A 20,116-nucleotide genomic window follows, 5' to 3' on the forward strand; every position below is an offset into this window, starting at 1 on the left:
AGTAAAAAAAAGTCCTTTCTTAATATTCCTTATGTCAAAATATTTTTTAGTTTTTCTCCTTACTACTACTCTTATTTCCTGTAGCTCTTTACAGTCGTATAACAAACATCCAAAAACCGAATTTAGAGGCGTTTGGATTGCTACCGTAGTAAATATAGATTGGCCAAAAAACGGATTAGATAATATAGAAAAACAAAAAAAAGATTATCTAGAAATATTAAACTTTTATCAAGACTTAAATTTTAATGCTGTTATAGTGCAAGTTAGAGCTGCAGGAGATTCTTTCTACGCATCGGACTATGCGCCATGGTCTCGTTATTTAACTGGTGAAGAAGGAAAAGTACCGATACAAAATTTTAAAATGTTAGAATGGATGATTTCCCATACGCATTCTCGCGGGATGGAATTTCATGCATGGTTAAACCCTTATAGAGCAACATTTGATTCAAAAACAGAAGTTCTAAGTCCTACACATGATTTTAACTTACACCCAGAGTGGATGCTCAAATATGGTAAAAAATATTATTACAATCCTGGATTACCAGAAGTAAGAGAAAAATTAACTTCTATTATGAAAGAGGTGGTTTGTAAGTATGATATTGACGCTATTCATTTTGATGATTATTTTTATCCTTATAAAATTAAAAATGCAGTTTTTGATGACCAATCTTGTTTTGAATTTTACAAACAGCCCAACCAAACATTAGAAGATTGGCGTAGAAGTAATATAGATTCTTTAATAAAAAACGCGCATCAAACTATAAAAAAAGAAAAACCATGGGTACAGTTTGGCGTAAGTCCTTTTGGGGTGTGGAAAAATAATTCTACCGACCCAAAAGGTTCGGATACCAAAGCAGGAGTTACCACTTATGAAGATTTATATGCAGATCCATTATTATGGATGCAAAAAGGATGGGTAGATTATGTTATTCCACAAGTATATTGGAGCATGGATTTACCAGTTGCTTCGCATAGTAAAATAGTAAGCTGGTGGGCAAAAAATAAGAGTAATAGCAATATTTACATTGGTAATGGCGCGTATAAAGTTAGAAACAATAGTGATGCGGCCTGGGACGAGAAAAAAGAACTACCAAACCAATTAAAACTATCTAGAAACACTAAAGAAATAGGGGGAAATACATTTTTTAGTGCCAAATCTTTAATGCAAAAGAATACTGATGTTGCAAAATACATTCAAAAAAAATATTATAAAAAACCAGCCCTATCCCCTATTTCTCCTTTAAAAAAAGAATCTATAAAGGAGATTAATATTAAAGATTTAAAAATAACATTAGACACCATTTATTTTTCTATAAATACAAATCATAATATTAGATATGCGTTATGCTATAGTAGTGGTAAAAAACTAAAAGAAAGCTACCCTATAACTAAATTACGCACCAAAACCCACATTAATACAAATCATCAATTTATAATTCCTTTAAAAGAATTAAAAAGCAAAAGGCAAGTAGCGATTAGTTTTATTGACTATTACGGACAAGAAAGTAAACCAATAGTATTAAATTTAAGACCATGATAAAAAAAGATAAAGGTGCTTGGGCATGGGTTCCTGTTTTATATTTTACCCAAGGTCTCCCTTATGTAATGGTAGTTACCGTATCTGTAATTATGTATAAAAAATTAGGGATTAGTAATGCCGATATTGGACTCTATACCAGCTGGTTGTACTTACCTTGGGTTCTTAAACCACTTTGGAGTCCTTTTGTAGATTTAAAAAGCACTAAAAGAAAATGGTTTTTAGCAATGCAATTTTTTATTGCCTTAGCACTTTTAGGCGTAGGACTAACACTACCAACTAGTATCTTTTTTACAACTACACTTGCTTGTTTTTGGATGGCTGCTTTTGCATCTGCTACAAATGATATAGCCTCAGATGGGTATTATATGTTAGGATTATCCGAAAAAAAACAATCTTTCTTTGTTGGTATGCGCAGTACCTTTTACAGACTAGCAATGGTTACAGGAGAAGGTTTAATAGTTATACTTGCTGGTTATTTAGAAACCAAATACGGCGATAGCACTAAAGCATGGAGCATTACCATGATTGCTGCTGCTTCATTAATGTTGACTTTAACAATAGCCAACTTTTTTACAGCTCCTAAATATGAAAATGAAGAAAAAAATAGCATAGACAAACCTCAAAGTTTTGGGGCTATTTTAGGCTCTTTTTTTAAGAAACCTAATATTGGTATTGCACTTGCTTTTATTCTTACATACCGTTTAGGAGAATCGCAATTAGTAAAAATGGCAGCCCCTTTTATGTTAGATGAAGTGGCTGAAGGAGGTTTAGCTTTTTCTACTGAAAAACTAGGAACTCTATTTGGTACAGTCGGCGTAATAATGCTATCTATTGGTGGAATTCTTGGTGGCATATTAATCTCTAGAGACGGACTAAAAAAATGGATGTTACCCATGTTGCTGTCTTTAAATATTCCAAATATTCTATATGCAATTTTAGCTGTTACAAAAACCACTAGTATTATTGCTGTTACTGCAACAGTAGCTTTTGAAAAATTTGGTTATGGCTTTGGTTTTGCTGCCTTTCTAATGTATCTAATTTATATAGCAGAAGGAAAATCTAAAACATCGCATTACGCAATTGCCACAGGTTTTATGGCTCTAGGAATGATGCTTCCAGGCATGATAAGTGGTTATATGCAAGAATGGTTAGGTTACGGCGGATTCTTTATTTGGGTAGTTATTGCTGCTCTCCCAGCTTTAATCCTTTTAAAATATATTGAATACCCTGCAGAATACGGTAAAAAATCAAACTCAGACAATGCGTAATATCATCCCTTATAGTAAAGCATCAAAATCTCTTAGTAAAAGAGAAAAAGTTGGCCAATTTTTTATGCCTGCTGCTTTTATTAATGATACCGAAGAAGAAATCTCTGCATTAGAAAATCTAATAAAAGAACAAGGAATTGGCGGATTATGCTTTTTTCACAGTAGAGCCAGTGCAGCAACAAATTTTGAAGGAAAGAAAAAAATAATTTATAATACGGATAGTCTAAACACTTTAAAAAAGTTAATAAAAAGATACCAAAAAGCAGCAAAACACGCCCTTTTAATTAGTATTGATGCCGAATGGGGATTAGCAATGCGCATTGAGAATACGCCACAATACCCATATGCCATTTGTTTAGGAGCAATAACCAGTAATTTAGATTTAGTTGAAGCTGTTGGGAAAAATATTGCTTTAGATTGTAAAGACGCTGGTATACATTGGAATTTAGCACCTGTCGTAGATATTAATAACAATCCCAACAATCCTGTAATTGGTTATCGTTCTTTTGGGGAGGATAAAAAAAATGTTACCCAAAAAGCACTTGCATTTATAAAAGGAACCCAAGAAGCAGGAATACTAACTAGTATTAAACATTTTCCCGGACATGGCGATACTGCTACAGACTCGCACTTAGATTTACCTTTAATAGACAAAACCAAAGAAGCTTTATGGGAAAACGAGCTATATCCTTTTAGAAAAGCTATTGCCTCTGGAGTAGATTCTGTAATGGTTGGGCATTTATCGGTGCCCGCCTTAGCAAACGGAAGCACGATATCTTCCAGTATATCTAAAGACATTATTAAAGGTGTTTTACGTAAAGAAATGGGGTTTAACGGTGTTGTAATTTCCGATGCCCTAAACATGCATGCCGTTTCTAAAAACTACCCTATAAAAGGAGAATTAGAAGGTCTAGCTTTTGATGCCGGGAATGACATTTTATGTTTTGCAGAAAACACCAAAGAAGGAATAGAAACTATTCTAAAAAATGCAGATGCAAAAGCTATAGAAAAGAGTTTTAAAAGAATATGGTTGTTAAAAGAAAAAGCTATAAATCAACCTAATGATAAAGAAGGAAAAAGGATAAGCTTAAGCTCTTTAAACAGTCTTATTGCAGAAAAAAGCATCACACAACTACAAAATAACACGAAAGATTTTGATAAAAATTCTTTCGCAGGAATTAGTATAAATTTTAGCAAAGACACTACTTTTTTTAATACCATTCAAAAAGAAAAAGAATTCGATTTTTATAGTTTAACTAATTACTCTATTTCAGAAATCAAAGAAAAAATAAAAGGTGTAAAAAACATTCTTATTAGCATAGAAACCCCTAAAGTAAAGCCTCAGAATAAGTTTGATATCCCTGAAGATTACTGGACTTTTATAATTGAATTATTACAATCCAAAAACGTGATTCTGTACCTATTTGGAAATCCGTATATTCTAAATCATTTAAATTATAAAAAAGCACAATCTGTAATAATTTCTTATCAAAATTTTGAAGAATTTAAAATTGTTGCTGCACATCATTTTTTAGGAAAAGTAGAAGCCAAAGGAAAATTACCCGTTTCCATAAAATAAAACAGTATGAAAAAAACGTTTAATGTTATAGGATTAATGTCTGGCACTTCTTTAGATGGGTTAGATTTGGCTTACTGTCAAATTTCAGAAATAGACGGAGTCTATGAATACACCATTGCAGAAACAAAAAGTATAGACTACACACCAGAAATGAAAAGCAATCTTAAAAATGCTATTCATTTACCTGCTCTAGGATTGTTAGAATTAAACAATACATACGGAACTTGGCTAGGAGAACAAACTAAACTTTTTATTGAAGAAGAAAATTTAGAAGTTGATTTTATTGCTAGTCATGGGCATACCACCCACCACCAACCAAAAAAAGGAGTTACCTATCAAGTCGGGAGCGGTCAACATATAGCAAATGCATGTAACAAGATTATAATTAACGATTTTAGAACTAATGATGTTGCGCTAGGTGGTCAAGGAGCTCCGTTAGTTCCTATTGGAGATATGCTATTTTTTAAAGAATATGATTTTTGCTTAAACCTTGGCGGTATTAGTAATATTTCTTTCCAAAAAGGAAAAGATAGAATTGCTTATGATATTGGATTAGCAAATATGCTACTAAATTACATCACTCAAAAAATAGATTTAGCTTACGATAAAGATGGAAATCTTGCACGTTCAGGAAAACTAAACCAAAATTTATTAGACCGTTTAAATGCTTTAGAATTTTACAAACTACACTACCCAAAATCTATTGGATATGAATGGTTTTTACAAGAAGTTATTCCAATAGTAAACAAAACGGAGGATACTATTCCTAATCTGTTACACACCGCAGTGGTGCATATATGCAATCAAATTACACTACAAATAGAGCAAAACATTTCAAAAGAAAACAATAAGCTTTTAGTAACTGGAGGGGGTGCCCTAAACTCCTTTTTAATAGACACTTTAAAAAAGGAATTACAAAACTCAACAACAGTTGTTATACCCTCTAAAACGGTTATAGAATTTAAAGAAGCTTTAATTTTTGCTTTAATGGGTGTTTTAAAACATCAAAACAAAACAAATGTACTTAGTACTGTTACAGGAGCTATAAAAGACTCTAGCTCTGGTGTCATTTTTTATCCGCAATAACACTCTACAGTCAAATTATAGTACTTTACTGTTATTTATAGATAATATTTGCTATATAATCAAATCAATTCTTAAATTGTTACAGATTATACAATAGTACTTTTTTAATAGTATACATTTATGAATAGTAAAAAAGAGAAAGCATCTGCTTATTGGAAAGAAAATATAAAATATTTAACAATTCTACTTACCATCTGGTTTTTGGTTTCTTTCGGAGCTGGAATACTATTTAGAGAACCCCTTAATGAATTTCGCCTAGGAGGTTTTAAACTAGGTTTTTGGTTTGCACAACAGGGCTCTATATATGTTTTTGTTGTTCTAATCTTCATATATGTTAAACTAATGAATAAGCTTGACAAGAAGTACGGCTACGACGAATAAAAATCTCATCTAAAAATAAAATAATATGAGCGTTCAAGTATGGACATGGATTTTAGTTGGGGTAACTTTTTCCCTTTATTTTGGAATAGCAATTTGGGCACGAGCAGGGTCTACTAAAGAGTTTTATGTTGCAGGTGGTGGCGTTTCTCCCCTTGCAAACGGTATGGCTACAGCAGCAGATTGGATGAGCGCCGCGTCCTTTATTTCTATGGCAGGAATTATCTCTTTTGCAGGCTATGATGGCTCTGTATACCTTATGGGCTGGACGGGAGGTTACGTTCTACTTGCCTTACTCCTAGCTCCTTATTTGCGAAAATTCGGCAAATTCACAGTACCAGATTTTATTGGGGATCGCTACTATTCTAACACTGCAAGAACCGTAGCTATAATATGTGCATTAATTGTGTCTTTTACTTACGTTGCAGGACAAATGAGAGGTGTTGGTATTGTTTTTTCGCAATTTCTGCAGGTAGATATTACATTAGGGGTTGTTATTGGTATGACCGTAGTTTTAGTATTTGCTTTTTTAGGAGGAATGAAAGGGATAACCTATACCCAAGTGGCGCAATATTGCGTCTTAATTTTTGCTTTTATGGTTCCTGCTTTTTTTATCTCTATGCAAATGACAGGAAACCCAATTCCGCAATTTGGCATGGGTGGAAAAGTTGAAGGAGGCACTTTTTTATTAGACAAATTAGATACACTACACACGCAATTAGGTTTTAATGAATACACAAGTGGAACGAAATCTACTTGGGATGTTTTTGCAATTACTTTAGCTCTAATGGCCGGTACAGCAGGATTACCACATGTAATTGTACGTTTCTTTACCGTTCCTAAAGTTAAAGACGCTCGTAAGTCTGCTGGATACGCCTTATTACTAATTGCAATTTTGTACACCACAGCACCTGCAATTGCTGTATTTTCTAGAACCAATTTAATTGAAACAGTAAGTAATAAAGAATACAATACTATCCCAGAATGGTTTAAAAATTGGGAAAACACAGGTTTAATTGCTTGGTCCGATAAAAATAAAGATGGAAAAATTCAATATGTAGCAGGAAGTGCTTTATCAAGCAAAAAACCAGTTTTCACAAAGGAAAGAGGCATACATGGAGAACGCTTAATTTCTAATGCTAATACTACTGCAAATGAGCTTTATGTAGACCGCGATATTATGGTTCTTGCTAATCCAGAAATAGCAAACTTACCTAATTGGGTTATAGCTTTAGTTGCAGCTGGCGGTTTAGCAGCTGCACTATCTACAGCTGCTGGGTTATTACTTGTAATATCTACTTCTATTTCTCATGACTTAATTAAAAAGCAGTTAAAACCAAACATTTCTGAAAAAGGAGAATTATTAGCTGCACGTATTGCTATAGTAGTAGCAATACTAATTGCTGGAATTTTTGGAATATACCCGCCAGGATTTGTTGCCGCCGTTGTTGCTCTTGCATTTGGTTTAGCTGCTGCATCCTTTTTTCCTGCCATTGTATTAGGTATTTTTGATAAACGCATGAATAAAGAAGGAGCCATTGCTGGCATGGTCGTAGGAATATCTCTTATGCTATTTTATATGATTAGATACAAAACAGGATTAATCGGTGTTATGGACCCAAGACCAGTGAGCGAGTGGTGGTTTGGAACCTCTCCAGAAGGTTTTGGAACTTTTGCCATGCTTGTTAATGTTATTGTTTCTATTATTGTTTCTAGAGTTACTCCTGCCCCACCTAAAAAGGTTCAAGAAATTGTAGAAAATATTAGAATTCCAAGTGGCGCCGGTGAAGCCGTATCCCATTAATAAAATAAAAAAACACAACGCTTATATAGTTTGAATTTTTAGAAGAAATATTTACTTTAGATTCTTCTCGCATAAATCAATAAAAAACCCATGAGTAATTACCATATAAAACATTTAGAAGAATACTATCAAGTCTACAGAAAATCTGTTCGTAATCCAGAAGCTTTTTGGGAAGAAATTGCTGAAGAGCATTTTGTTTGGAGAAAAAAGTGGGACACCGTTTTAGACTGGGATTTTACCAAACCTGAAGTAAAATGGTTTGAAGGTGCACAATTAAATATCACGGAAAACTGTATGGATAGGCATTTAACTACTCGTGGAGATAAAACAGCTATTCTATTTGAACCTAATAATCCTAAAGAAGAAGCATTACATATAACTTACTCTCAGTTACATGAACGCGTTTCTAAAATGGCAAATGTTCTAAAAGAGCAAGGGGTAAAAAAAGGAGACCGTGTTTGCATTTATTTACCAATGATTCCAGAATTAGCAGTTGCGGTTTTAGCATGTGCCAGAATTGGAGCTATACATTCGGTTGTATTTGCAGGATTTTCTTCTAATGCACTTTCTACAAGAATTAACGATTCGGATTGTAAAATTGTACTAACATCAGATGGTTCTTATAGAGGCTCTAAAACTATAGACTTAAAAGGTATTGTAGATAAAGCTTTAGAAGATTCTCCAGGTGTTACCAGTGTTTTAGTGGTAAATCGTATTAACTCGGACATTACTATGAAAGAAGGAAGAGACCAATGGTTACAACCTTTATTGGATGACGCTTATGGTGATTGTGTTCCAGAAATTATGAATGCAGAAGACCCCTTATTTATTTTATATACTTCTGGCTCTACAGGAAAACCAAAAGGAATGGTACATACTACAGCTGGTTATATGGTATATACAGCGTATACGTTTAAAAACATTTTTCAGTATAAAGAAAATGATATTTATTGGTGTACTGCAGACATTGGATGGATTACTGGTCACTCCTATATCCTATACGGTCCACTAGCAAATGGTGCAACTACGGTTATGTTTGAAGGTGTGCCTTCTTACCCAGATTATGGAAGATTTTGGGAAGTTGTAGAAAAACACAAGGTTAATCAGTTTTATACTGCTCCTACTGCAATTAGGGCTTTAGCAAAGGAAAACTTAGAATATGTAGAAAAATATGACTTATCTTCTTTAAAAGTATTAGGCTCTGTAGGAGAACCTATAAATGAAGAAGCTTGGCATTGGTACAATAACAACGTTGGAAAAAAACAAAGCCCAATAGTAGATACTTGGTGGCAAACAGAAACAGGAGGAATAATGATTTCCCCTATTCCCTATGTAACCCCTACTACTCCAACCTTTGCAACACTTCCTTTTATTGGTATTCAACCAGCATTAATGGATGAAAACGGTGACGAAATTAAAGGAAATCAAGTAGATGGAAGATTATGTATTAAATTCCCTTGGCCATCCATAGCCAGAACCATTTGGGGCAATCATGAGCGTTATAGAGATACTTACTTTTCTGCCTACCAAAATAAATATTTTACTGGCGATGGCGCCCATAGAGATGCTGTTGGCTATTATAGAATTACAGGAAGAGTTGATGATGTTATTATAGTTTCAGGACATAACTTAGGAACAGCACCAATTGAAGATGCTATTAATGAACACCCTGCTATTGCAGAATCTGCAATTGTAGGTTTCCCTCATGATGTAAAAGGAAATGCGCTTTATGGCTATGTAATATTAAAAGAAACAGGAGAAAGTAGAGATAGAGAAAATCTAAAAAAAGAAATAAACCAACAAATTACGGAACATATTGGACCTATTGCAAAATTAGATAAAATTCAATTTGTTCTTGGTTTACCTAAAACGCGTAGTGGTAAAATTATGCGTCGTATTCTTAGAAAAATTGCTAGTAAAGACACCAGCAATTTAGGAGATACAAGTACTTTATTAAATCCAGAGGTAATAAAAGATATTATAGAAAATTCTTTGTAAGTAAACTACCTCGGGGGCAAGCCCACGAGGCATTAGAAGGAAAATTAGTATTGATTTCGACGCAAGCGTCGGAGCATTTAAATCTCGATTATCGAGTAATACCTAAAACTACGAATAGCCAAACATGTTTTTAAATGAAACAATGTTTGGCGTTTTTATGCTAAGGCAATTTTTTGTTTTCTTCTAATAAGAATAAAAATAAACAAAGAGAAAAAACCACAAACAGCTAAGCCAGCAAATAAAGGCCAAACGGTATTATCTACAAAACCACCAACATATGTTGCTATTGGTATAGATATTACGGTAGATATAAAACCCGTAATTGCAGCCCCTATTCCTGCTACATGACCAATAGGCTCCATTGCAATAGAACGTAAATTACCAAACAAAAACCCTAAACTAAAAAATTGAGTAGCTAAAAAAACTAATAAAACAATAACATTAGGATTTGGAGAGTTCCAAAACAAAACTACATATAACAAAGACACTCCAAAGAATAAATAAAGTGCCATAAACGCTAATTTTTGCATTCCAAATTTTAGAACTAAACTTCCATTTAAAAATGTTGCAATACCAATAGAAATAGCTAATCCTGCAAAAATATATGGAAATTCATCTGCCAAATCATATTGCGTTTCAAAAACTTGTTGTGCAGCACTTAAATACACTAAAAAAGAACCTGTAATTAAACCAGATATTATAGTAAAAGCAATAGTTTTTCTATAACGTATAAGCTCTTTTAAACCATCAAAAAAAACATGCTTAGTAAAAGGTATTTTATATTCTGGTTTTAACGTTTCTGGTTGTCTTTTCCAAAACCAAATACACACTATTAATGAGAAAAACAGTTGTATATAAAAAATAGATTGCCATCCAAAATTATCTAAAAAAGCTTTTCCCATAGCTGGCGCAATCACTGGTATTAAAATAAAAAAAGCGGTAACAAAAGACATTACCTTTGCCATATAGTCCCCTTTATAAGTATCTCTAATAATAGATATACTTATAGACCTAGCTGCAGACAATCCTATACCTTGCAAAATTCTACCAAAAATCATCCACGACATGGATGGTGCAAAAACACAGATAATACTTGCTATAAAAAACACTCCAAAACCAATGTAGATCATAGGTTTTCTACCATAACTATCCGATAAAGGGCCAAAAAATAATTGTCCAACTCCCAAACCTAAAAAAATCATGGTAATAAGTTTTTGATTTTCGGTATCGCCAAAACTATTAACCGCTATACCTATATCAGAAAGTGCTGGCAAAATTGCATCAATAGCCAAAGCCGTAATAGACATTAACGATGCCATTAAAGCAACAAACTCAAAATTTGGTTTTACATTCTCATTCCCCATGAGACAAAGGTACTTATATGCTATATAGTAAATAGATTATTTATCATTAAAAAAACATATATCATAATAGATTTTATGAATACAAAAAGTAAACTACCTCGGGGCAAGCACACGAGGTATTAGAAGGAAAATTAGCATTGATTTCGACGCAAGCGTCGGAGCATTTAAATCTCGATTATCGAGTAAAAAAATTGTGTTTTTATTAGTTGTTCATAATTTAAATAATCCCTTACTTCTTTTTTAGTTTCATTAAATAGCAAATACTTATTTTTGTATAAATTATTATACATGTTAATTATAGGTATTGCTGGAGGAACAGGTTGCGGAAAAACTACCGTTGTTAATCAGATAATGAATGAATTCCCCAAAGAAGAAGTTGGTCTTATTTCTCAAGACTCTTACTACAATGATTTATCTCATTTAACTATTGAAGAAAGAAAAAAAACAAATTTTGACCATCCATCTGCGATAGATTTTGATTTATTAGTAGAACATTTAGAATTATTAAAATCTGGCAAATCTATAGAACAGCCTGTTTATTCTTTTATGGAATGCAATAGAACAAAGGAAACTGTTGCAACACAACCAAGAAAAGTAGTATTAGTAGAAGGAATTCTAATTTTAACTAACCCTAAAATTAGAGATATGTTTGATATTAAAATATATGTGCATGCAGATTCTGACGAAAGATTAATTCGTAGATTAAAAAGAGATACCGCAGAAAGAGGTTGGAGCTTAGATGAAACTCTGGATTGTTACCAAAATACTTTAAAACCAATGCATGATCAGTTTATAGAACCTACTAAAGAATATGCAGATATTATTATTCCAAATAATAAATACAATACGGTGGCTATAGATATAGTACGCACTATAATAAATGATAAATTATCCTAAAATGGGATTAGCAGATTTAAGAAAAAAACCTTGGTTTAAAATAATTACTAACGCCTATGTGTTAGTATTAACCGTTTTTGTTATTTGGATGCTATTTATTGACACCAATTCTTTTTTAATTCATTTAGAATTAAAAAAAGAAATTAATAAACTAGAAAAACAAAAAGAGTTCCTAAAGAAAGAGATTGCAAAAGACAAAGTAATTATTGATAAGCTTTCTAACGCCAAAGAATTAGAAAAATTTGCAAGAGAAGAGTATTATTTAAAAAAGAAAAACGAGGAAATTTACTTAATAGAATATGAGGATAGCCTAAAAACTACGAATAAAGTGCCATAAATATTTTTTTGCTAAAAAAAAGCATAAAACACATCCCTATAAACTCCTATTTTATAAGACTTTAACGCTATTTAACACAATCTATTACACTTATTCACTTTGTGTTAACAAAATCGTTTCTAGAACACCACAAATAATTGTATTTTTACGTCCTAACTTACTTTACAATGGGCAAGATAATTGCTATAGCAAATCAAAAAGGTGGTGTAGGTAAAACTACAACCACAGTAAACCTTGCGGCATCGCTAGGAGTACTAGAAAAGAAAGTGTTATTAATTGATGCTGACCCCCAAGCTAATGCTACATCTGGACTAGGTATAGATGTGGAAAGTATTGAGCTAGGAACATATCAATTATTAGAACTTACAAAAACTGCGGAAGAAACCATTATTGAAACTACGTCCCCAAATGTAGATTTAATTCCGTCTCATATAGATTTAGTAGCTATTGAAATTGAGCTAGTAGATAAAGAAGAGCGAGAATACATGATGAAAAAAGCTATCACAAGACTTAAAAAAAAGTATGATTATATTTTAATTGATTGTGCTCCATCTTTAGGTTTGTTAACACTTAATGCTTTAACATCTGCAGACTCTGTCATAATACCAATTCAATGTGAATATTTTGCATTAGAAGGACTGGGTAAATTATTAAACACCATTAAGAGTGTTCAAAAAATACACAATCCAGATTTAGATATAGAAGGCATGCTGTTAACTATGTACGATTCTAGGTTACGATTATCTAACCAGGTTGTAGAAGAGGTTCGAAAACATTTTGGTGACATGGTTTTTGAAACTATCATTCAAAGAAATGTGCGCCTTAGTGAAGCCCCTAGTTACGGGGAAAGCATTATAAAATACGATGCCAGTAGTAAAGGAGCTGCCAACTATTTAAACATGGCTAACGAAGTAGTAAATAAAAATAAGGAAATTGCGTAATGGCAAAAGCAACAAAAAAACAGGCTTTAGGGAGAGGTTTATCTGCATTATTAAAAGATCCAGAAAACGACATACAATCTGCAACAGATAAAAATGCAGATAAAGTTGTTGGGAATATTGTGGAGCTAGAGCTAGAAAGTATAGAGGTTAACCCTTTTCAACCTAGATCCTATTTTAATGATGAAGCTTTAAATGAATTGGCTACTTCTATTAAAGAATTAGGAGTTATACAACCTATAACTGTTCGTAAGTTAGATTTTAATAAATATCAATTAGTATCTGGAGAAAGAAGATTTAGAGCATCTAAACTTATAAATCTTCAAACTATACCTGCATATATTCGTATTGCTAACGATCAAGAATCGTTAGAAATGGCTTTGGTAGAGAATATACAAAGACAAGATTTAGACCCTATAGAAATTGCTTTGTCTTACCAAAGACTTATTGACGAAATAGAACTTACTCAGGAAAAATTAAGTGATCGCGTTGGAAAAAAACGTTCTACAATTGCAAATTACTTAAGACTTTTAAAGTTAGATCCAATTATACAAACTGGCATGAGAGATGGTTTTTTAAGTATGGGTCATGGTAGAACTCTAGTGAACATAGAAGAAACTAAAGATCAGATAGCGCTATATGAAAAAATTGTTTCCGAAAACTTATCTGTAAGAGAAACAGAAAAAGCGGTAAAAGAGTATCATGAAGCAAAAAAACCCAAAACAGTAACAACACAGACTACTGAAACGTTAAAAACACCTGAATATATAGCAAAAGGAGTTACAAATTTATCTAACTACTTAGATGTTAAAGTAGACATTAAACCAACCTCAGGAAATAAAGGGAAAATTACGATTCCGTATACCTCCAAAGAAGATTTTAAACGAATAAAAAAAATTATCCTAGGTGAATAAATACCTAATTACAGCAATTATTCTAATCTTATCTTCTTGTTACACGTTTGCTCAAGAGAAAAACAAAGAAGTAGATAGCACAAGTACGCAGACTAATATAGATAGTGTAAAAACTAATCTTAAAGATAAAGGTGTTGTTATTGATTCAAAAAAGATTAAGAAAAGAAGAAACATAAACCCCTTAGCACCTAGCAAGGCAGCATTTTACTCTGCTGTACTTCCTGGACTTGGACAAATATACAACAAGCGCTACTGGAAAGTTCCTATTGTATATGCTGCTATAGGTACTGGAATTTATTCCTACAAATATAACAATGATCTTTATGATCGCTTTAGAGTTGCATTTAAAAGAAGACAAGCTGGTTTTTTAGATGATGAATTTTACAATCCTAATGGTGAAAACGGTAATACAAATGCAAATTTTTCTGATACTGTATTACAAAATAAACAAGAAGATTTTCAAGAAGCAAGAGACTTATCTTTAGTAATTACAATAGCTCTTTACATATTAAACATTGTAGATGCAAACGTAGATGCACATTTACAACAATTTAATGTAAGCGATGACCTTAGTGTAGATTTTAAACCTTTTTTAAATCTAGATCCTATTAATAACAATCCAAATTATGGAATGGGACTAACAATTAATTTTTAACTTATGAGAATAGCATTATTTGGATACGGTAGAATGGGAAAAATGATTGAGCAAGCTGCTTTAAATAGAAATCATACCATTGTAGCCAAAATAGATATAGACACTAAAGAAATAGATTTTTCTTCTTTTGATGTTGCCATTGATTTTAGTATGCCTACTGCCGCATATGATAATATTACTAAGTGCCTAGAAAACAATGTACCTATTATTAGTGGAACAACAGGTTGGTTAGAAAATTACGATAAAGCAGTTTCCTTATGTAAAGAAAAAGAAGGAGCCTTTATTTATGCTTCTAACTTTAGTTTAGGTGTAAATGTCTTTTTTGAGTTAAATGAATATTTAGCTAAAATGATGAAAAACCTTAAACAATATAATGTGTCTATGGAAGAAATTCACCATACACAAAAACTAGATGCTCCAAGCGGTACTGCTATTACTCTGGCGGAAGGCGTTATAAATAATTCTGATTATACAAAATGGAAGTTAGATGAGTCTGGGGACAACCAAATTCCTATTACAGCCAAAAGAATAGAAGCTGTACCTGGAACACATACTGTTGCATATAATAGTGCTATTGATAGTATAGATATTAAACACACCGCCCATAACAGGGAAGGTTTTGCCTTAGGAGCAGTTATTGCTGCTGAATGGATTCTTGGCAAAAAAGGAAATTTCACTATGAGAGATGTGTTAAACCTAGGTTAATATTTGTAACGTAATCATCTTTTAGGCACTAATACAAAATAATTAAAGACTTAAAGAGTGCATTGCACTTTTAAAATAGAAAACAAATAGCATTTATATGGATACTACACAGTGGATTATTTTTATACTTATAGTACAGGTTATTCATTTTTTAGGAACTTGGAAACTATATGTTAAAGCTGGAAGAAAAGCATGGGAAGCTGCTATACCTGTTTATAATGCAATTGTATTAATGCAAATTATAAACAGACCAAAATGGTGGACCATACTATTATTCATACCTATTATTAACTTATTAATGTTTCCTGTTATTTGGATAGAAACCATACGAAGTTTTGGAAGAAATAGTCTTATTGAATCTTGGCTAGTTGTTCTAACTCTTGGTTTTTACATATACTATGTAAATTATATGCTAGATGTAAAGTATATAGAAGATCGTAGTTTACAACCAACAACAGCTTTAGGAGAATGGGTTAGCTCTATTGTTTTTGCAATTGTAGCAGCAACATTAGTACACACTTATTTTATACAACCCTATGTAATTCCAACTGGTTCTCTAGAAAGAACGTTGCGTGTTGGAGATTTCCTTTTTGTAAGTAAGTTTCATTATGGAGCAAGAACACCAATGACTACAGTTGCAGCACCAATGGTTCATGATACGCTTCCTGTTGTTGGAACACGTTCTTATTTAAACAAACCACAACTTCCATACTTTAGACTACCAGGTTTCACAAAAGTTAAAAAAAATAATATTGTTGTATTTAGCTGGCCTGCAGATACAGTTCGTGTTTTCTTTAAGAGAGAAAAAGGGGTAAAAAAACCCATTGATAAAAAATCTAACTATGTAAAGCGTTGCGTAGGAACTCCTGGAGATTCACTAGAGATTATAGATGGTTATGTTTTTATTAATGGAAAACAATTAAAACTGTCGGATAGAGCTAAACCTCAGTATGACTATATGGTTTACAGCAAAAAAGGAGTTTCATCACGCCTACTAAAAGATATAGGGGTTGTAGATTTAACTAGAAAATATCTTTCTAACCCAATAAACCAAGAGCAAGCACAAATTTTACAAGAGTATCTTTTAGGATATAACCAAACAGAAGATGGCAAGCTAGAATTATATACAAAGCATTTAGGGATCCCAACTAAAGTTATTCAAAAAGCAAGGCTCTCTTTAAAAGAAATTACAGAAAGACAGCGTTTAGTTGCCTTAACAGATGAAATGGTTTCTAAATTAAAGGCAGACACTTCTATAGATTCTGTGGTAAGACAAGTTGAACCAAAAAATAGTAGAGGTGCAAATATTTTTCCTCAAAACCCAAACTATGCTTGGAATAACGATAATTTTGGACCTATCTACCTTCCAAAAAAGGGAGTTACTGTCCCATTAGATTTAAACATACTACCTGTTTACAAAAAAATAATTAAAGATTACGAAGGAAACAAAATAAGTGTTTCTGGAAATCAAATTAGTTTAAATGGTGAAGTTGCTACAACCTATACTTTTAAGCAAGATTATTATTGGATGATGGGAGATAATAGAGACCACTCTGAAGATAGTAGAACATGGGGGTATGTTCCAGAAAACCATATTGTTGGAACTCCAATTTTTATTTGGATGAGTTTTGATAACTTTACAGACGGATTTAAAAACTGGAAAATTAGATGGGATCGTGTATTTACAACGGTAAATGGCGATGGAGAACCAAGATCCTATTTTAAATTCTTCTTAATAGCATTAGTTGGGTGGTTTGTATTTGACTTCTTCCGTAAAAAAAGAAAAAACAAAGCCTAACTTTTGAAGTACTTACTACATCCTGCCTATATTCCTAACATAGTAACTTTTGCTGTTATTGCACAAAAAGAAGTCTATTGGGAATACATGGACAATTATCAAAAACAAACCTATAGAAACAGAGCTTATGTTTGTGCAGATCGTGGTAAGCACATATTAAATATTCCAATTGTACATTTAGGAAAAAATAAGAGAAAGCAAAAATATAAGGACATTAAAATAGACAACTCATACCCTTGGCAAAGGCAACATTGGCGAACCTTAGAAACCGCTTACAGATCCTCCCCTTTTTTTGAATTTTACGAGGATGAAATACAACCACTATACACTACAAAATTTGAAAGTCTATTAGAGTTTAATCTAAAAACTATGGAAGTTGTTTGTGATTGTCTCCAGATAGAAATACCTAAAGAAAAAACTACAGAATATAATACTAAATTAGAAGAAGTAGATGTAGTAGATGTTAGATTTTTAATAAATGCTAAAAAAGAGCCTAACTATACCGCTAAAGAATACATTCAAGTATTTAGTGACCGTAATAATTTTATCCCTAACACAAGTATTCTGGACCTTTTATTTAATGAAGGAACCAATGCCCTTAAGTATCTAAAAGATATAAAATTGGACTTCTTAGATGCTTAGATTTGTAATACATTATGGCATACATTTTATAGTACCTATTATTATTGCTTTGGTATTCTATAAAAAAGATAAAACTTTTGCTATTATTGTTCTTTTAGCAGGTATAGTAATTGATGTAGACCATTTTTTCGCAACTCCTGTATTTGATTCTATGCGTTGCAGTATTAACTTTCATCCTTTACATACCTATTGGGCAATAGCCATATATATAGCATTATTTCTTTACAAAAAAACTAGGATATTTGGACTAGCACTTCTTATTCACATTATTGCAGATATTGCAGACTGCTATATGATTACTCTAAACTAAAAGAAGCCATTACAGGAAAGTGGTCTGAGTATTTTACATCAAAATTTTTATGAGATTTCACTTTTAATTCTTCTTCTGCAAGAATAAAATCTATTCGAATAGGTAATCCATGAAAATTAAAAGTTCTACCATAACCACTACCCTTTTCCTCAAAAGTATCTTTAAGGTTCCCTCTAATTAAATTATATATTCTAGAATATTGCCCATTGTTAAAATCTCCACAGATAATTTTTTTAAAGTTAACTACTCTTGCATGTTCAGAAACTAATAAAGCTTGCTCCTCTTGTTTTTTAAATACATCCCCCAATTGTTTATATAACTTTTCTGGAGGTTTGGTAGATAAAACTCCTTTACCAGGTGTAATTCCTAAGGATTCTAAATGCAAATTATAAATTCGTAATGTATCTTTTTCGTATAAAATATCAGCATAAATGCCATTATTATGGCTTTTAGGGAAATTTAAATTCCCTTTAGAAACAATAGGAAATTTTGAATAAATAGCTTGAACAACTCTTTCTCGATACTCGCCAAACTCAAAATCGACATAACTATAGGGATAAGCATCTAATTCTCCGCTTCGTATTCTTTTATAATCGAACTCTTGAAAGCAGATAATATCGGGGTTTTGTTTTGATATAAAATGTATTATATTAATACCGTTTTCTTTTTCTTTCGCTTTATCATTTTTACCTCCTAACCCTTGAAAACCATAAGAATTAAATGTCATTATTTTTAAATCTTCTTTAGAGTCCCTCGCAGATTCTCCCCTAAATTGCACAAAAGAACCTAAAATTAAATAACCAACTACTAAAGCAAAAATTAAAAATAAACTTCTTTTAAAACTAGCGAATACCCAATAAATAGCAAAAAGAATATTTAGTACAACTAAGGCCGGAACCCCTAAACTAATAAATGAAAACAAAGGGATTAACTTTACTGGAAAATAAGGTATTACACAAGCCAACAATAACAATAAAGCCAATACTACTGTAATAAAATAAATAAGTTTTTGAAATATAGATAGCTTCTTCACTCTTTAGTTTTCTTTGCCCGCTTTAAATAAAAAATCTTTTTCTTCTTGAGATAAACTTTCATAACCAGACTTACTAATCTTATCTAAGATACCATCTACCTTACGCTGTTTACTTTCTTTTGCATAATCTGGTTTCGTTTGTTTTTTTATAGACTCTTTTCTATATACAGTTTTTAAAGGAGATTTTTTTTCTTTTTTCCTAAAGATATTTGCAATTCCATCCACTAACTTTTCAAAACCTGAACCTATATCTGTACCATTAAGAAGTTGCCTTGCATAAAAGTACCCCAAAGCAGCTCCTCCTAAATGCGCTAAATGCCCTCCTACATTCCCACTACTAGGTATCTGAATTAAATCAGTTAAAACCACAAAAGCACCTATATACCAAAGCTTAACATTAATAATAAAGAGTCTAACTTCTTGATTAGGTATATATGCACATATAAAAATTAATATAGCTGTAACACCTGCCGAGGCTCCAATAAGCGAAGTATTTGTGTGTATTAAAGTTGGAAAAACATTATAGCTCAATAAAAACGTTAATCCGCCGGCTATAACCCCTAAAAAGTATACATTAAGAAAACGTTTATTTCCAAAAAGGTTCAGAAAAATTCTTCCTGAAAAGTACAACAACATCATGTTCCAAAATACGTGCCCTAAACTACCATGAAAAAAAGAGTAGCTAACTATAGACCATGGCTGCGTTATAAATATAGAAAAATCTTTAGGCAGCTCAAACCAGGACATAATAGCAAACCCCAAAAGAGCTTTCAAAAATCCGTCTACAATAAAAACGATAACATTTACTACGATAAGTTTTTCTGCTATAGAAAGGTTAGCGTATTGGTATTTTAAATTTCCTTGTGCCAT

General features: G+C 32.2%; 19 protein-coding genes. 16 read left to right on the forward strand and 3 right to left on the reverse strand.

Annotation, left to right across the window (positions count from 1 at the left end; genetic code table 11):
* Positions 1-31: 31 nt before the first annotated feature.
* The 7 genes from Q0820_RS14110 to acs all read left to right on the forward strand — a co-directional run bounded on the left by Q0820_RS14110 (position 32) and on the right by acs (position 9,653).
* Positions 32-1,537: a family 10 glycosylhydrolase gene (locus Q0820_RS14110; RefSeq protein ID WP_298488456.1), complete on the forward strand. Its 1,506-nt coding sequence runs from the start codon at positions 32-34 to the stop codon at positions 1,535-1,537.
* Positions 1,534-2,808, forward strand: coding sequence for an MFS transporter (locus tag Q0820_RS14115; protein ID WP_298488457.1), 1,275 nt, complete (start codon positions 1,534-1,536; stop codon positions 2,806-2,808). Before Q0820_RS14110 ends, Q0820_RS14115 begins: the two co-directional genes overlap by 4 nt.
* The gene (locus Q0820_RS14120) at positions 2,801-4,387 is read left to right on the forward strand and encodes a glycoside hydrolase family 3 N-terminal domain-containing protein (RefSeq protein WP_298488458.1); all 1,587 of its coding nucleotides are present in this window, start codon (positions 2,801-2,803) and stop codon (positions 4,385-4,387) included. Before Q0820_RS14115 ends, Q0820_RS14120 begins: the two co-directional genes overlap by 8 nt.
* Positions 4,388-4,393: 6 nt before the next feature.
* Positions 4,394-5,473: an anhydro-N-acetylmuramic acid kinase gene (locus Q0820_RS14125; protein WP_298488460.1), complete on the forward strand. Its 1,080-nt coding sequence runs from the start codon at positions 4,394-4,396 to the stop codon at positions 5,471-5,473.
* Between the two features lie 120 nt (positions 5,474-5,593).
* Positions 5,594-5,854 (forward strand): DUF4212 domain-containing protein, encoded by a 261-nt coding sequence (locus Q0820_RS14130; RefSeq protein ID WP_298488461.1) that lies wholly within the window; start codon positions 5,594-5,596, stop codon positions 5,852-5,854.
* 25 nt (positions 5,855-5,879) lie between these two features.
* Complete coding sequence (locus Q0820_RS14135) at positions 5,880-7,655, forward strand: sodium:solute symporter family protein (protein ID WP_298488463.1); 1,776 nt, start codon at positions 5,880-5,882, stop codon at positions 7,653-7,655.
* 90 nt (positions 7,656-7,745) lie between these two features.
* A complete protein-coding gene (gene acs / locus Q0820_RS14140) occupies positions 7,746-9,653 on the forward strand; it encodes an acetate--CoA ligase (RefSeq protein ID WP_298488464.1) in 1,908 nt (635 codons plus the stop codon).
* A gap of 155 nt (positions 9,654-9,808) precedes the next feature.
* Here the strand turns inward: acs and Q0820_RS14145 are convergent, their stop codons facing one another.
* On the reverse strand, positions 9,809-11,017 hold the full coding sequence (locus Q0820_RS14145; protein ID WP_298488466.1) for a multidrug effflux MFS transporter: 1,209 nt from the start codon (positions 11,015-11,017) through the stop codon (positions 9,809-9,811).
* 288 nt (positions 11,018-11,305) lie between these two features.
* Here Q0820_RS14145 and udk point away from each other — a divergent pair, with 288 nt between their 5' ends.
* The 9 genes from udk to Q0820_RS14190 all read left to right on the forward strand — a co-directional run bounded on the left by udk (position 11,306) and on the right by Q0820_RS14190 (position 18,213).
* Positions 11,306-11,914 carry a uridine kinase gene (udk, locus tag Q0820_RS14150; RefSeq protein WP_298488468.1) on the forward strand — a complete coding sequence of 203 codons (609 nt, stop codon included), beginning with the start codon at positions 11,306-11,308 and terminating at the stop codon, positions 11,912-11,914.
* A 1-nt stretch (position 11,915) separates the two neighbouring features.
* Positions 11,916-12,251: a septum formation initiator family protein gene (locus tag Q0820_RS14155; protein ID WP_298488638.1), complete on the forward strand. Its 336-nt coding sequence runs from the start codon at positions 11,916-11,918 to the stop codon at positions 12,249-12,251.
* A gap of 167 nt (positions 12,252-12,418) precedes the next feature.
* Positions 12,419-13,192 (forward strand): AAA family ATPase, encoded by a 774-nt coding sequence (locus Q0820_RS14160; protein ID WP_298488470.1) that lies wholly within the window; start codon positions 12,419-12,421, stop codon positions 13,190-13,192.
* The gene (locus Q0820_RS14165; protein ID WP_298488472.1) at positions 13,192-14,103 is read left to right on the forward strand and encodes a ParB/RepB/Spo0J family partition protein; all 912 of its coding nucleotides are present in this window, start codon (positions 13,192-13,194) and stop codon (positions 14,101-14,103) included. The genes Q0820_RS14160 and Q0820_RS14165 overlap by 1 nt, the downstream gene beginning before the upstream one ends.
* A complete protein-coding gene (locus tag Q0820_RS14170; RefSeq protein ID WP_298488474.1) occupies positions 14,096-14,758 on the forward strand; it encodes a DUF5683 domain-containing protein in 663 nt (220 codons plus the stop codon). The genes Q0820_RS14165 and Q0820_RS14170 overlap by 8 nt, the downstream gene beginning before the upstream one ends.
* Positions 14,759-14,761: 3 nt before the next feature.
* Positions 14,762-15,463 carry a 4-hydroxy-tetrahydrodipicolinate reductase gene (gene dapB, locus Q0820_RS14175; protein WP_298488476.1) on the forward strand — a complete coding sequence of 234 codons (702 nt, stop codon included), beginning with the start codon at positions 14,762-14,764 and terminating at the stop codon, positions 15,461-15,463.
* 97 nt (positions 15,464-15,560) lie between these two features.
* Positions 15,561-17,261, forward strand: a complete 1,701-nt coding sequence (gene lepB / locus Q0820_RS14180) for a signal peptidase I (RefSeq protein WP_298488479.1) — start codon at positions 15,561-15,563, stop codon at positions 17,259-17,261.
* A 3-nt stretch (positions 17,262-17,264) separates the two neighbouring features.
* Positions 17,265-17,903 (forward strand): WbqC family protein, encoded by a 639-nt coding sequence (locus Q0820_RS14185; protein WP_298488481.1) that lies wholly within the window; start codon positions 17,265-17,267, stop codon positions 17,901-17,903.
* Complete coding sequence (locus Q0820_RS14190; RefSeq protein ID WP_298488483.1) at positions 17,896-18,213, forward strand: DUF6122 family protein; 318 nt, start codon at positions 17,896-17,898, stop codon at positions 18,211-18,213. Before Q0820_RS14185 ends, Q0820_RS14190 begins: the two co-directional genes overlap by 8 nt.
* Here the strand turns inward: Q0820_RS14190 and Q0820_RS14195 are convergent.
* Positions 18,200-19,246 carry an endonuclease/exonuclease/phosphatase family protein gene (locus Q0820_RS14195; protein WP_298488484.1) on the reverse strand — a complete coding sequence of 349 codons (1,047 nt, stop codon included), beginning with the start codon at positions 19,244-19,246 and terminating at the stop codon, positions 18,200-18,202. The genes Q0820_RS14190 and Q0820_RS14195 overlap by 14 nt on opposite strands.
* A 3-nt stretch (positions 19,247-19,249) precedes the next feature.
* Complete coding sequence (locus Q0820_RS14200; protein ID WP_298488486.1) at positions 19,250-20,116, reverse strand: rhomboid family intramembrane serine protease; 867 nt, start codon at positions 20,114-20,116, stop codon at positions 19,250-19,252.

This window comes from uncultured Maribacter sp., assembly GCF_947495965.1.
Classification (GTDB): Bacteria; Bacteroidota; Bacteroidia; order Flavobacteriales; family Flavobacteriaceae; genus Maribacter_B.

Coding starts and splice junctions, on each gene's coding strand:
- Q0820_RS14110 (WP_298488456.1), top strand. CDS start 32: ATGTCAAAATATTTTTTAGTTTTTCTCCTTACTACTACTCTTATTTCC.
- Q0820_RS14115 (WP_298488457.1), top strand. CDS start 1,534: ATGATAAAAAAAGATAAAGGTGCTTGGGCATGGGTTCCTGTTTTATAT.
- Q0820_RS14120 (WP_298488458.1), top strand. CDS start 2,801: ATGCGTAATATCATCCCTTATAGTAAAGCATCAAAATCTCTTAGTAAA.
- Q0820_RS14125 (WP_298488460.1), top strand. CDS start 4,394: ATGAAAAAAACGTTTAATGTTATAGGATTAATGTCTGGCACTTCTTTA.
- Q0820_RS14130 (WP_298488461.1), top strand. CDS start 5,594: ATGAATAGTAAAAAAGAGAAAGCATCTGCTTATTGGAAAGAAAATATA.
- Q0820_RS14135 (WP_298488463.1), top strand. CDS start 5,880: ATGAGCGTTCAAGTATGGACATGGATTTTAGTTGGGGTAACTTTTTCC.
- acs (WP_298488464.1), top strand. CDS start 7,746: ATGAGTAATTACCATATAAAACATTTAGAAGAATACTATCAAGTCTAC.
- Q0820_RS14145 (WP_298488466.1), bottom strand. CDS start 11,017: ATGGGGAATGAGAATGTAAAACCAAATTTTGAGTTTGTTGCTTTAATG.
- udk (WP_298488468.1), top strand. CDS start 11,306: ATGTTAATTATAGGTATTGCTGGAGGAACAGGTTGCGGAAAAACTACC.
- Q0820_RS14155 (WP_298488638.1), top strand. CDS start 11,916: ATGGGATTAGCAGATTTAAGAAAAAAACCTTGGTTTAAAATAATTACT.
- Q0820_RS14160 (WP_298488470.1), top strand. CDS start 12,419: ATGGGCAAGATAATTGCTATAGCAAATCAAAAAGGTGGTGTAGGTAAA.
- Q0820_RS14165 (WP_298488472.1), top strand. CDS start 13,192: ATGGCAAAAGCAACAAAAAAACAGGCTTTAGGGAGAGGTTTATCTGCA.
- dapB (WP_298488476.1), top strand. CDS start 14,762: ATGAGAATAGCATTATTTGGATACGGTAGAATGGGAAAAATGATTGAG.
- lepB (WP_298488479.1), top strand. CDS start 15,561: ATGGATACTACACAGTGGATTATTTTTATACTTATAGTACAGGTTATT.
- Q0820_RS14190 (WP_298488483.1), top strand. CDS start 17,896: ATGCTTAGATTTGTAATACATTATGGCATACATTTTATAGTACCTATT.
- Q0820_RS14200 (WP_298488486.1), bottom strand. CDS start 20,116: ATGGCACAAGGAAATTTAAAATACCAATACGCTAACCTTTCTATAGCA.